General features: G+C 43.7%; 9 protein-coding genes. 2 read left to right on the top strand and 7 right to left on the bottom strand.

The window, feature by feature from the left end; all coding sequences use genetic code 11:
• Positions 1-147: 147 nt before the first annotated feature.
• The 7 genes from ACGG81_RS03190 to ACGG81_RS03160 all read right to left on the bottom strand — a co-directional run bounded on the left by ACGG81_RS03190 (position 148) and on the right by ACGG81_RS03160 (position 9535).
• Positions 148-1167 carry a galactose ABC transporter substrate-binding protein gene (locus ACGG81_RS03190; protein WP_009263025.1) on the bottom strand — a complete coding sequence of 340 codons (1020 nt, stop codon included), beginning with the start codon at positions 1165-1167 and terminating at the stop codon, positions 148-150.
• Between the two features lie 177 nt (positions 1168-1344).
• Positions 1345-2388: a galactose ABC transporter substrate-binding protein gene (locus tag ACGG81_RS03185; RefSeq protein WP_390109556.1), complete on the bottom strand. Its 1044-nt coding sequence runs from the start codon at positions 2386-2388 to the stop codon at positions 1345-1347.
• Between the two features lie 20 nt (positions 2389-2408).
• Complete coding sequence (locus tag ACGG81_RS03180) at positions 2409-3320, bottom strand: sugar ABC transporter substrate-binding protein (protein WP_117577997.1); 912 nt, start codon at positions 3318-3320, stop codon at positions 2409-2411.
• Positions 3317-5101: a sensor histidine kinase gene (locus tag ACGG81_RS03175; protein WP_390109552.1), complete on the bottom strand. Its 1785-nt coding sequence runs from the start codon at positions 5099-5101 to the stop codon at positions 3317-3319. Before ACGG81_RS03175 ends, ACGG81_RS03180 begins: the two co-directional genes overlap by 4 nt.
• Positions 5101-6708 carry a response regulator gene (locus tag ACGG81_RS03170; protein WP_390109550.1) on the bottom strand — a complete coding sequence of 536 codons (1608 nt, stop codon included), beginning with the start codon at positions 6706-6708 and terminating at the stop codon, positions 5101-5103. The genes ACGG81_RS03175 and ACGG81_RS03170 overlap by 1 nt, the downstream gene beginning before the upstream one ends.
• Before the next feature lie 119 nt (positions 6709-6827).
• Entirely contained in the window at positions 6828-8315 is a 1488-nt protein-coding gene (galT, locus tag ACGG81_RS03165) for a UDP-glucose--hexose-1-phosphate uridylyltransferase (RefSeq protein WP_120092497.1), read from the bottom strand.
• A 50-nt stretch (positions 8316-8365) separates the two neighbouring features.
• Positions 8366-9535, bottom strand: coding sequence for a galactokinase (locus ACGG81_RS03160; protein ID WP_009263031.1), 1170 nt, complete (start codon positions 9533-9535; stop codon positions 8366-8368).
• Between the two features lie 271 nt (positions 9536-9806).
• Between ACGG81_RS03160 and ACGG81_RS03155 the strand changes: the two genes are divergently transcribed.
• On the top strand, positions 9807-11639 hold the full coding sequence (locus ACGG81_RS03155) for an NAD(P)-binding protein (RefSeq protein WP_008976598.1): 1833 nt from the start codon (positions 9807-9809) through the stop codon (positions 11637-11639).
• The gene (locus ACGG81_RS03150) at positions 11633-13387 is read left to right on the top strand and encodes a [FeFe] hydrogenase, group A (RefSeq protein ID WP_009263032.1); all 1755 of its coding nucleotides are present in this window, start codon (positions 11633-11635) and stop codon (positions 13385-13387) included. The genes ACGG81_RS03155 and ACGG81_RS03150 overlap by 7 nt, the downstream gene beginning before the upstream one ends.
• The last annotated feature ends 141 nt before the right edge of the window (positions 13388-13528 follow it).

Raw genomic sequence — 13528 nt, 5'->3', positions numbered from 1 at the left:
TGCGTTTGAAAATTGCGGAAAAGAACTTTCAAATACACTCCAGAGCATATCTCTTTCCTTTGATACACTCTATGAGAGGTGGTACAAGAATCATTGCCTCCTGCACCACCTCAGTTATTTGTTACATGTTACAAATGAATCTTAAAACTATTTTGTAATAGGTGCATATGGAATACGAACTGAGAATCCGTCTTCTGCCATTTCGTAATCTGTTCCTTCAATAAAGTCTTTACCCTGAGCTGCATTTGCACCGATTGCAACAAGTGCCTTACCCATTGCATCTCCATCCTGTTTTACAGTACCAGCCATTTTTCCTGATTTGATTGCTTCCATACCAGCTTCTGTTGCATCCACACCGAATACCGGAGCATCTGATTTTCCATTGATACCAGCGATTGCTCCAAGTGCCATGTCATCGTTGTTACAGAATACAGCTTCAATCTTATCTCCATTTGCAGACATCTGAGCTTCCATCTGTGTCTGAGCCTGGTCTGTCATCCAGTTTGCAACAAGTGGTTCGATTCCCATATTGTCCATCACAAGTCCACGTTCCTCTGCCTGTTTTACAGCATATTCTGTACGTGCCTCAGCTTCTGGGTTACCTGGTTCTCCTTTGAATACGATATACTGAATTTTTCCATCTCCATTTTTGTCGATTGCTTCTTTGTCTGCCTCATACATATCAGCAAGCATATCTCCCTGCATTACACCAGCTTCTGAAGCTGTTGTTCCAACGAAGATACCTTCACAAGATTCTACAACTTCTTTTGCAGGCTCTCTGTTAAAGAATACTGCCGGAATGTCTGCTGCTTTCGCCTTATCTGCAAGTCCCTGTGCAGAACCTGTATCAACTGCATTGATCAGAAGTGCATCTACTCCTTTAGAAATCAGAACGTCTAACTGGTCATTCTGCTTTGACTGGTCTCCCTGTCCATCCTGCATATCCAGTTTAATCTCAACATCTGCTTCTTTTGCATATTTTTCGATTGCAGAACGTACTGTAGAAATGTATGTATCATCATATTTGTACACGAGAACACCTAATTTGATTGCGTCTCCGTCTTTCTTTGCATCTTTTCCACCTTCCTCACTGCCTCCGCCGCAGCCTGCAAGTAATGAAAGTGACATTGCTGCACATAACATTCCACATACGATTTTCTTTTTCATAGTTTTTTTCCTCCTTTAAAAACACGACTCTTGTTCTTGATGACTATATTATAAGCAAAAAATTCATAGAATTCCATACAGATTTCTATGGTATTCTATGAATTTTCTTTGATTTTATCATCATTTTAAACATTTTATATAATTTTTATTTGACATATTTGTGCATATTTACACTCTCTATTCTCCCAATTCTGGACAGATCTTAATTTCCCATGGAATCCATACTTCCCGATCATGTCCTTCCAAGATTTCCTTTGGCACCGTTCCTTCTTTTTTTAGCCCGCATACCATGCGTGCAATATATTCCGCATAAATGTCAGAGTCTGCCTTCACGGTTCCAAGCATCTTCCCGTCTCTGACTGCCATAAGCCCTTCCTCCGTGCCATCGATGCCTACCACACTGATATCTGTCCTGCCCTCCTGGCGAAGTGTCTCGATCGCGCCAAGTGCCATATCATCATTGTTACATAAAATCAGTTCCAGCTCCCCCTCTTCTTCCTTCAGCCACCGTCCAACGATTGCTGCCGCCTGCTCTTTCATCCAGTTTGCAACCCCTCCTGTGATCCTTTTTGCAGGAACTCCAGAAGATGTCATTGTCTTTACTGACCACTCGGAACGGATAATGGCATCCTGATGCCCGGTCTCCCCCTCTAAAACGGCATACCCTACAACCCCGTCTCCGTTCTTATCCAACACCGCAGGATCCTTTCGATATACTGATGCCACAAGCTCTCCCTGCAATCTCCCTGACTCCTGTGCATCTGATCCTACATAATAAATATGCTGCCCTTTTCTCAGATCATCCTGTACCGGCTGGCGGTTAAAGAAAATCAGAGGAATCTCTGATTTCTCCACACGATCGATCATCGTCGACACATTTGTCCGATCCACTGCATTGACACAGATGACATCATACGCAAGCGCTGCGAAATGTTCCACCTGCTCATTTTGTTCATTCTGATCATTTTCTGCGGATACAATCTTACAATGAATCTTGATCCCCTGCTGCTTCTCGCATGCTTTCAACTGCCGCTCTATTTTTTTCCTCAACAAATTTACATACGTATCATCACTTTGATAAATCGAGATCCCGACTTTGAGTGTGTCCTCTTCTTTCTGTTTTTCTTTTCTTCTTGAAATGCCCGCTGCTGCCACACAGATCACTGCCACTGTCACTGCCAAAAGCCCCATCTGTGTTTTCCACTTTTTGTACTCTCTCATCACTTTTCCCTGACCTTCCACTATGAAATCGGAAACAACAATGCCTCATATTCTTTGTCGTAGAGATTTTCCTGTCTTACAAGCACCTGCTCCATCTTTACTGTCCGCTGTCTCGTCCCATTCTGGATACTTTTCATCGCCGCCTCCACACTCAGATATCCTTTATCATATTCGTTGCAGATCACTGCCGCACACACTTTTCCTTCTTCAAGCAAAGTTAACATCTTGTTCGAACAGCCAATTCCGTAAAGCCTGTCGGGAATTTTCTGTAAATTGACGATTTGCGAAAACGTGTATGGATCTGCTGCAACGATAACTTCTCCTTCGATCTCAAATCCTTGACGGTACTGCCTGCGGATCACAGTGCAGCCTCCGTCTTCCAATTCTTTTTCTAATATATCCAGACAATTTGCAGTCTCTTTTGCCGAGACATCTGATGCATAAAGAGCAACGCTTGCGTCTTTCTTTTCTTCCAGTACAGCTCTCGCCAGCTTTTTTGCTGACTTTTCACTGTCATAAATATAGGCTCCAAATTTTTTTTCCGAATGAAGCTCCTTTTCCAGCGTGATCACCGGAACCTGAAGCTTACTCTGATCCAGAAATTTTTCCATCTGTACCTGGTCTGCCGGCACTGTGATCACCGCCTGCGCGCCATTTTCCACCGCCTCTTCGATCGCAGCCTCCTGCTCTGCAGCATTTCCACTGAGATATGGTGCATCCACAACTAGATCTACATTCCACTTCTTCGCAGCCTTCTCCATACCCTTCCGGAGGGATTGAAAGCGGTCATCTGCACTTCCGTCAGTCACAAATGCGATGGTATACACTTCTTTTCTGTTCTCTTCCAACACAAAATCTGTGGATGCAATTAAAAATAGAAGGATAATTCCACAGAGCGCCGCGATAATTCCTATTTTTTCTGCTTTCTTCACAGCAATTCTCCCTCCTGCCCATACGCTATTTTAGGCTGCGTCAATGTAATACAAGTGCCTTCGTCCGGCTCCGACTCAATTTGGATTCCATATTCTTTTCCATATGCAAGCTGGATCCGCTCTCCGACATTTCGCATACCGATCCCCGAACCTTTCTTCGAAGAGACAACTTTCCCCGCGCGAATCTCTTCCAGACGCTCCGGCATAATTCCCGGACCATTATCCACAACTTGAAAAATCAACTTTTCTTCTTTCAAATATGCTTTGATAAAAACTTCTCCATCCCCATCTTGAAACTCCATTCCATAAGCAACTGCATTTTCTACAATCGGCTGCAGGATCAACTTCAGCGTAGATAGCTCAAGGATTTCCTCCTCCACCTCAAAGTAATATTCAAACTTATTTTTATAACGCATCTTCTGAATCGTCAGGTAATTTTTTACATGTTCGATCTCATCTCGGACTGTAATGACCGTCTTCCCTTTGCTCAATCCAATTCGAAAAAAACGTGCAAGAGCCGTCAGTGCGCGTACTGCATCCTGTGGTTTCTCATTCTCGACCATCCACACGACAATATCCAGTGTGTTATAAAGAAAATGTGGATTGATCTGTGACTGAAGCGTATCCAGTTCGTTCTTTCTCTGAATCTCCTGCTCCCTCACAATATCTTCCATCAATTTCTTGATCCGCACTTTCATCTTGCGAATCGAACGTCCCAGATGACTGATTTCATATGCTCCGCGCTCCTCGATCGTTGTTTCCAGATCCCCCTCCGCAATCCGCTTCACAGCGCCTTCCAGATGCTCGATCGGGATTGTCACTTTCTTTGATATATAAGAGTTGATAATTGACAAGATTAACATAAAAGACATGACAAGCGCGATCAGGAAAATAATATTTTTCACTGTGGAAAGCTGTGCCGCCTTATCAGAAACCACCCCAACAATTTTCCATCCTGTATATCCGACAGACTTGATCGTCACCTTCCGATGCTGTCCCTCAAACACCTCATCATGAACCCCGTCTTTGTATGCAGATGCTTTCTCATGATTTTCCTGCTCAATCCCATCTAGGATCAACTGCTGCTGCGGATGATAAATTAAATTCCCCGCTCCGTCTACCAGATAAATATACCCTTCTTCCCCAAGGGAAATATTTTTGAAAATACTCTCCAGCTGTTCGTATTTCAGATCGATCAAAAGTACACCATCCTGCACCTCATAGGCATCAGGCACCTGCACCATCCTGCTCAACGTCAGTACATGTGCATAATTCCCCTTGCTGTTGACAAACAAATTCTGTACATGCGGCCTGGAAAAATGCTGATTTTCTGTCTGTGTCACTGCATTCTGAAACCACGCTTCCTTCGTCACATCTACCCCAGGCTTTAATTTTGCTGCCGGTGCGGAAACAAGTAAGTCCCCTTCTTTGGAAAACAGGGCAATGTTCTGGATAGACGACTTGTTCGTATCGTACAAAAGCGCAAAGCCCTCTTCCACCGGAACATTTTCCTCAGACTTCAAAACCGAAAAGTAAAGAGAATCTGAAATTCTCATAATATTCCGCAGTTCTGATGTCAACGTATTATTGACCTGTTCAATCAGCGCCCGATTCTGCTTTTCGACAATTCCCTGAAGCTGAAGCGAAAATCGGTTATAAAAAGAAGTCCCCATCAGCACCGCACCGAGAAGCGCTGTGAGTGTAAATGCCCCCCAGATCACATAGCGCAGGCTGACTTTTGAATAAAATGCGTTCCACTTCTGATAAAATTTTCTATTCATTATGATTTTCCTTTGTATTTGCTTGGTGATACACCAAATTTCTTTTTAAAGACATAACTGAAATAATTGGGCTCCGGATATCCGACTTTCGCAGCAATGATATACGTCTTGTCATCTGTATGATTCAACAATTCCACCGCTTTATTTAACCGTACATCCGTCAGATAGGCAACATAATTTTGTCCGGTTTCCTTCTTAAATACAGTAGAAAAATAAGATGGACTCAGATGCAGACTACTGCACAACATCTCAACAGACAGTTCTGGATTGGCATAATTCTCCTGGATGTACTCTTTTGCCTCCTTAATGATATCAATCGTCATATTTTCTCTTCTCTGCACGAGCTGCGTATGGATCTCACAGCAAAGTTTCAGAAGAAACTGCTCTACTTCCTCTGTCGTCTTCATATGCAGCACCTGTTCATAGCAGTCTGTGCCATATTCAAAAATCCTCTGTTCTTCCAGTTCATTGCTCCATACAACCTGCAAAATACTATTCAATACACTGATGACATAGCTCTTACATTGCCTGGAGTAAATCTTCCCATCTGCAATCCGACCGATAATCTTCGTAAGTTCACACGCAATCTCCTCTTCCTGTTCAAATTTGACAGCATGGATCAGTGCATTTTTCTCCTGCTCCTCAAAAATCAGTGTCTCTGTCTTCTTTGGCTCCACATCTCGAATATAGATCACACTTCCCATATCCGGAACTGCCCGGTATCCACTTGCCTCTTTTGCTTCCATAAACGATTGCGGCACCTGTCTGATCCACTGTTTCCTGCTTCCGACTCCGATGGAAATCTGAAGTCCAAACACTTGTCTGCATACTTTTTGAATCTGGTCAAACACGCCGAGCAGTTCGTTAACCGTCTGCTCCTGCGAAAGCGCAATCACTACTCCAATCTCCTTCTCACAGATAAATCGTGCAAATGGGTACTTTTCTGTCAAATATTCATCGATTACTTTTTCCACTGACACCTGGTGCAATTCTTTTTCCTCTACCACTGCACCTCCCTCTACGGTTTCTTCCTGTTCAATACAAAACATCGCAACGATCCACCTATCAGAATCCCGAATCTCCGGAACATATTCCTCCAGCTTCTCATAGAACTCTTCCTTGACGATTTTTTCTTCCATCCAGTCATTTAAAAACTTTTCTTTTAAAATCGGAAAATTCTTCCGATAATTCTCTCTTAAAATCCGGATGTCTCTCTGCTGCTCAAGATACTTGTCTCTTTTCTCGCGGATCCGCTGAAGAATCTCCCCTAATTCCTCACTGTTTACCGGTTTTAAAATGTACTCTGTCACTCCGCACTTCATCGCCTGCTTCGCATATTCAAAATCATTGTATCCAGAAAAAATGACAACCTCCTTCCCCGGATATTTTTCTTTCACTGTCTCTGCAAGCTGAAGTCCATCCATATATGGCATGTGAATATCCGTGATAATCACATCCGGATCAAGAATATGTATCTTCTCAAGTGCGTCTTCCCCATTCTCTGCATCTCCCACTACATGAAATCCCAGTGCTTCCCAAGCCATCTTACGGATAATGCTTGTGCGGACTTCTTCCTCATCATCTACCAGCATAATTTTATACGGCATATTTCCTCTCCTTCTGTCTGCCATTCACATTTTGCATAGGTTCTCTGCCTGGTGCTTTCAATGATTTTTTCCAGAAAAAAACAGACTGCATCTTTGACATGCAGCCTGCCTTCTATTTCTTATAATGTGTTCAGGAATCTTGCAAACGCTGTTCTTCCTTCTTCTGTACATTTGTAAACACCTGCATCTTCTAATACTTTTGTAAAGACAATTCCGACTTCTTCTTTTAAAATGTCCATTACATTCTCTTTTGTAATTGTATCATACTTCGGCAGGAATTTCTCTACCCATTTTGTATGTTTCTCGATCATTTCATTTTCAGAAATGTCCTTGCCCTCTACAATGTACTCTGCAAGTGTCTCCAGTTCTTGTTTCAATCTGGACGGCAATACTGCCAGTCCCATTACTTCGATCAATCCGATATTTTCTTTTTTAATATTGTGATACTCGGCATGTGGATGATACAGCCCCAGCGGATGTTCCTCTGTAGTAATATTGTTGCGGAGTGTCAGATCCAGTTCATAGATCTCCCCGACCTTTCTTGCAATCGGTGTGATCGTATTATGTGGTTCTCCATCTGTCTCTGCAAATACGAACGCTTCTTCGTCTGTATAGCCTCTCCATGCATCAAGGATATGTGTTCCCAGTTCGATCAGCCGCTTCTCATCCTTGCTTCTTAAACGGATCACTGACAGTGGCCATTTTACGATTCCACTCTCCACATCTTCAAATCCTTTTACTTCAAAATGTTTTTCGATTGGAGCTTTCGCCATCGCAAATGTGTAATGTCCTCCCTGAAAATGATCGTGGCTTAAAATCGATCCTCCTACGATTGGAAGATCTGCATTGGATCCAAGGAAATAGTGCGGGAATAATTTTACGAAATCAAATAATTTCATAAATGTTTCCTTCTCGATCTTCATCGGTGTGTGTTTTCCATTAAATACGATACAGTGTTCGTTGTAGTATACGTATGGAGAATACTGGAATCCCCATGCACTGTCATTGACTGTGATCGGCATGATTCTATGATTTTCCCTCGCCGGATGATTGACTCTTCCTGCATATCCTTCATTTTCCACACAGAGCAGACATTTTGGATAACTGCTTGCTTTCGCATTTTTTGCCGCTGCGATCGCCTTTGGATCTTTCTCCGGTTTTGACAAGTTGATCGTAATATCAATCTCACCATATGGGCTGTCCACCGTCCATTTCCAATCTTTCTTTACCCGGTAACGACGGATGTAATCGCTGTCCTGGCTCAGCTTATAGTAATAATCTGTGGCAGCTTCCGGAGATTCCTCATATTTCTTCCAGAAAGTCTCCTGCACCTGCACCGGACGAGGCATCAGGCAGTTCATCATCTTCGTATCGAACAGATCCCTATATACTACACTGTTCTCGATGATTCCACGACTGCACGCCTCATCCAACAGTTCCCCTAAGATCTCTTCTAACTCTTTTTCCCCGTTTACTTCTACTTCTTCATAGTCATCTTCATGAAATAATTCCAGCAGAAGATTTGTTGTGTAGATTCGCTCGCACTCCGGTGTCAATCCTGCATCGATCCCATACTGTACTAATCTTTTAATATTTTCTGATAACATATTTTCTCTCCTAAAACTCATCCTATTTCCTGTCCGCTTTTCAATCAGGCTTATCCATTCAGCACTCTTGCACCGTCTCCGATGTCTACTACATAAAATTCTGCCTCATGTCCGACTTTTGCAAGATACTGCTCTCCGATGTTTTTAATAAATCCATCTACTGCATCGTTTTTCACAATGCTGACCGTACATCCGCCGAATCCGCCTCCTGTAATACGAGATCCGATCACACCTTCTGTTTCCCATGCAAGATCCACGAGAATATCGATCTCTTTACAAGAAACTTCATAGTCATCTCTCAGTGATCTGTGTGACTCGTTCATCAGTTTTCCAAATTCTTCAATTCGATTTTCTTTCAGAGCTTCCACCGCACGGATCGTTCTCTGATTTTCATAAACAGCATGTCTTGCTCTCTTCTGTCTGATTTCGCTCTTGATTGCATCTTTATGCTTCTCAAATGCTTCCTCTGTCAAATCTCCCAATGTCTGCACAGCAACCACTTCCTGCAATTCCTTCAACGCCGTCTCGCACTCGTTTCTTCTGTCATTGTAAGCAGAATCTACAAGACTATGTTTTACTTTGCTGTTGATGATAACAATCTTCGCATCTTCCAGAACAACCGGTGCATATTCATACTGAAGTGTATTCGTATCAAGGAAAATCGCATTGTCCTTCTTTCCCATCGCACTCGCAAACTGATCCATGATTCCGCAATTGCATCCATTAAAATTATTCTCTGAAAACTGTCCGATCAGAGCAATATCTGTCATAGAGACATCAAATCCAAACATATCTTTTAAAATCACGCCCGTCAACACTTCTAAGGAAGCAGAAGAAGACAATCCGGAACCGTTTGGAATATTTCCATATAATAAAATATCCAGTCCGTTCGGCAATTTGTATCCTCTCTCCTCAAATGCCCACATCACTCCCTTTGGATAGTTCGTCCACTCTGCAGCTTTGTATGGTTTCAGATCCTCCAGAGATGATTCAATCACTCCAAGCCGTTCAAAATTTACTGAGTAAAACCGAAGCTTATTATCTTCTCTCTTCCTTGCAATCCCATATGTTCCAAGTGTCAGTGCACATGGAAACACGTGTCCCCCATTGTAATCTGTATGTTCTCCGATCAAATTCACGCGCCCAGGTGCAAAGTAAGTGCGGATATCTCCTTCCGCGCCAAAAAGTTCCTGAAATTTCTCCACTAATTTTGCCGTCATTCTTCTTTTTCCTTTCTTTTGTTTTAATATTCTTGTTTTAAAACACTTTCTCTGTTTATTATATCATAGATCGCAGGCGTGTCAAAGGATTTTTTGTTGCTCTTGTCTGTTTATTAACAATTTTGACTATCTTTTAACTTTTATTGCTTTTTTATTCAGCATAAGTTACAATCGCTGTAAGAGAGTCTTTTTTGCTTTATATAAATTTTCTTTTCGATGGAAGAAGCTTTCTATAAACTCAAAACGACAAATATTTATGAGAGGTGATATTATGAGCAGACTTGAGATTTCGACTCCGGATAAGGCCCAGCTTGTTGTGGAAGGTCTCTACAAAGACCTCGAGAGAAGGATCGAATCCAGTCCTCCGGGCTTATGTCCGGTCGACATATCCAGAGCATTTCTGGAACTTTGTCATGCACAGACTTGTGGAAAGTGTGTCCCTTGCCGTATCGGACTTGGACAGCTTAAAAATCTGATCACAGATGTTCTTGACGGAAAGGCAACTCTGAAAACACTTGATCTGATGGAAGATCTTGCGCTTTCCATCATGGATTCTGCTGACTGTGCAATCGGCTATGAAGCCGCACATATGGTATACAAAGGCCTTATCGGCTACCGGGAAGACTACGAAGAACATATCCGTCAGGGACGCTGTACCTGCACGTTCCACCAACCAGTACCTTGTGTTTCGCTCTGTCCGGCAAAGGTTGATATCCCTGGATACATCGCACTTGTAGGAGAAGGCCGCTATGCAGATGCAGTACGACTGATCCGCAAAGACAACCCATTTCCAACTACATGCGGATATATCTGTGAACATCCTTGCGAAGCCAGATGCCGTCGCAACATGGTAGACGACTCCATCAATATCCGCGGACTGAAGCGCGTTGCCGCAGATTTTTCCGGAAAGGTTCCACCTCCGAAATGCGCCAAATCTACCGGCAAGAAAGTTGCTGTCGTAGGAGGCGGACCTGGAGGACTTAGCAGTGCTTACTTCCTTCAGCTGATGGGACATCAGGTGACTGTTTATGAGATGCTTCCAAAACTTGGCGGTATGCTCCGCTATGGAATCCCAAATTACCGTCTTCCGAAAGAGCAGCTTGATAAGGATATTGAGGCAATCCTGGAAACAGGCGTGGAAGTGAAACACGGACTTAGAATCGGCGAAGATATTACTGTACAAAGCCTTCGCGAACAATATGATGCTGTCCTGATCACAATCGGTGCAAGTACAGACAAGAAGCTTGGAATCGACGGAGAACAATCAGAAGGAGTTCTCTCCGCTGTAAAATTCTTAAGAGATGTCGGAAACGGTAATCCTACTGACTTAACCGGTCAGGAAGTAGCTGTCATCGGAGGCGGAAATGTATCCATGGATGCAGTCCGCACTGCTGTCCGTCTCGGCGCAAAAAAAGTTAGCATCGTCTACCGGAGACGTGTGGCTGATATGACTGCCCTTCCGGAAGAGATCGAAGGCGCTGTTGCAGAAGGAATCGAAGTGCAGACACTGAAATCTCCTTCCCGCATTGTCACGGATGAAAATGGTCATGTACAGGGACTTTATGTCACACCACAGATGATCAGTAAGATCAAAGATGGTCGTGCAAGTGTACGTCCGACTGGCGAGGAAGATCAGTTTATCCCTTGTACAACACTGATCGTTGCGATTGGTCAGGATATTGAATTCCAGCACTTTGAAGAGGCTGGTGTCCCGGTACAGCGTGGACGGATCATGTCCGAGAAAAATGCCGGATTCGAAAACATCCCTGGCGTTTTTGCCGGTGGAGACTGTGCAACTGGTCCTGCCTCCGTCATCAAAGCGATTGCAGCAGCAAAGGTTGTTGCAGCTAATATTGATGAATATCTTGGATTCCACCATATCATTTCTGCTGATGTAGAAATTCCGGAACCAAGACTGGATGACAGAACCCCTTGCGGAAGAGTAAATATGACAGAACGTGAAGTCTGTAAACGTATCCACGACTTTGACGGGGTAGAAATCTGTATGACCGAACAAGAAGCAAAGCAGGAGGCATCTCGCTGCCTTCGCTGTGATCACTTCGGCTTCGGCATATTTAAAGGAGGTCGAGAAACATTATGGTAAATCTTGTACATCTTACAATCGACAATAAACCGATCACTGTGCCAGCCGGCACAACGATCCTGGAAGCAGCCGAACATAATGGAATCCCGATTCCAAAATTATGTTATTTAAAAGATATCAACGAGATCGGCGCCTGCCGTGTATGCGTAGTCGAACTGGAGGGCAAAGATAAACTGATCATCTCCTGCAATAATAAAGTAGAAGAGGGCATGGTCATCTACACTAACAGTCCGAAAGTTCGCATGAACCGGCGAAAAACAGTAGAGTTGATCCTCTCTCAGCATGACTGCCGCTGTGCAACCTGCGTAAAGAGCGGAAACTGTACTCTCCAGAAAATCGCAAATGACCTGAACATTCTTGAAGTGCCGTTTCAACAAGAATTGGAACAGACTCCGTGGAACAAAGATTTCCCATTGATCCGCGATTCTTCTAAATGCATCAAATGTATGCGCTGTATTCAAGTCTGTGACAAGATCCAGAGTTTGAATATCTGGGATGTAGAAAGCACCGGATCCCGCACAACTGTACACGTATCAAAGAATCGTAAGATTGAAGATGCTGACTGTTCGCTCTGTGGTCAGTGCATTACCCACTGTCCGGTAGGTGCACTTCGCGAACGCGACGACACTGAAAAAGTCTGGTCTGCACTTGCCAACAAGAAAAAAATCACTGTCGTACAGATCGCACCTGCTGTTCGTGCAGCCTGGGGGGAAGCACTCGGCATGAAACGAGAAGAGGCAACGGTCGGAAAGATCGTCGACGCTCTTCGAAAGATCGGTTTTGACTATGTATTTGACACAGCATTCTCTGCTGACCTTACGATCATGGAAGAAGGAGCAGAATTTTTAGAACGGCTCCAGAACGGCGAACTCAAAGACCGCCCGATGTTCACCTCCTGCTGCCCAGGATGGATCCGTTTCATTAAATCCCAATATCCGCACCTTGTGCCGCAGTTATCAAGCGCAAAATCTCCACAGCAGATGTTCGGTGCGGTCATGAAAACATACTTTGCGAAATCAATTGGTGTAGATCCGGAAAATATTTGTACGGTATCGATCATGCCTTGTCTTGCAAAGAAAGGCGAACGCAATATGGAACTCTTCTATGAAGAATATGCCGGCCATGATGTTGACATCGTTTTGACAACCCGTGAACTAGTGCGCATGATCCGCTCCGCTCACATCGCACCATCTACTCTGGTAGATGCCCCTTGTGATACGCTGATGCAGGATGGTTCCGGCGCCGGAGTCATTTTTGGGGCAACCGGAGGTGTTATGGAAGCGGCGCTTCGCTCCGCATACTTCCTCGTAACCGGAAAGAACCCGGATGCCGATGCATTCTCTGTTGTCAGAAGCAACAACTTAAATCACGGTGCTGTCTGTGCAGAGATTCCAATCGGTGATACAGTTGTAAGAGCAGCTGTTGTCAGCGGACTTGGCAATGCCAGACAACTGATTGAAATGATCGAGCGCGGTGATGTCCACTATGACTTTGTAGAAGTCATGGCCTGTCCGGGCGGATGTGTCGGCGGCGGCGGACAACCGATCCACGATGGTCAGGAGCTCGCCCTTGAACGTGGAAAGAATCTGTACTTCCTCGATAAAAATGCAAATATCCGATTCTCACATGAGAACAAAGATGTATTAAAACTGTACGAAGACTTTATGGGCAAACCACTCTCACACAAGGCACATCTGTTGCTTCATACTGATCATAATGCGTGGGAGATGCCAAAACGACCTCGCTAGAAAACTTTCTTTGCTTCTGAGATATTGATGCAAAGAAAAGCTAGATAAAATCCGTATAACAGTCTCAGCAAAGACCAACAAAAAACAGATATATCCATAGGATTTTTTTTCTCTGTGATATATCTGTTTTTTTATTCTCGG

It is taken from the genome of Faecalimonas umbilicata, from assembly GCF_042846195.1.
In the GTDB taxonomy this organism is placed as follows: Bacteria; Bacillota; Clostridia; order Lachnospirales; family Lachnospiraceae; genus Faecalimonas; species Faecalimonas umbilicata.
The sequence above is the reverse complement of the archived record's forward strand: the minus strand, read 5'-3'. Positions and strand labels throughout refer to the sequence as shown.

Bases quoted from the DNA above. Each gene is read 5' to 3' on its own strand.
- ACGG81_RS03185 (WP_390109556.1), bottom strand. From the start codon at position 2,388: ATGAGAGAGTACAAAAAGTGGAAAACACAGATGGGGCTTTTGGCAGTG.
- galT (WP_120092497.1), bottom strand. From the start codon at position 8,315: ATGTTATCAGAAAATATTAAAAGATTAGTACAGTATGGGATCGATGCA.
- ACGG81_RS03170 (WP_390109550.1), bottom strand. From the start codon at position 6,708: ATGCCGTATAAAATTATGCTGGTAGATGATGAGGAAGAAGTCCGCACA.
- ACGG81_RS03155 (WP_008976598.1), top strand. From the start codon at position 9,807: ATGAGCAGACTTGAGATTTCGACTCCGGATAAGGCCCAGCTTGTTGTG.
- ACGG81_RS03160 (WP_009263031.1), bottom strand. From the start codon at position 9,535: ATGACGGCAAAATTAGTGGAGAAATTTCAGGAACTTTTTGGCGCGGAA.
- ACGG81_RS03190 (WP_009263025.1), bottom strand. From the start codon at position 1,167: ATGAAAAAGAAAATCGTATGTGGAATGTTATGTGCAGCAATGTCACTT.
- ACGG81_RS03150 (WP_009263032.1), top strand. From the start codon at position 11,633: ATGGTAAATCTTGTACATCTTACAATCGACAATAAACCGATCACTGTG.
- ACGG81_RS03175 (WP_390109552.1), bottom strand. From the start codon at position 5,101: ATGAATAGAAAATTTTATCAGAAGTGGAACGCATTTTATTCAAAAGTC.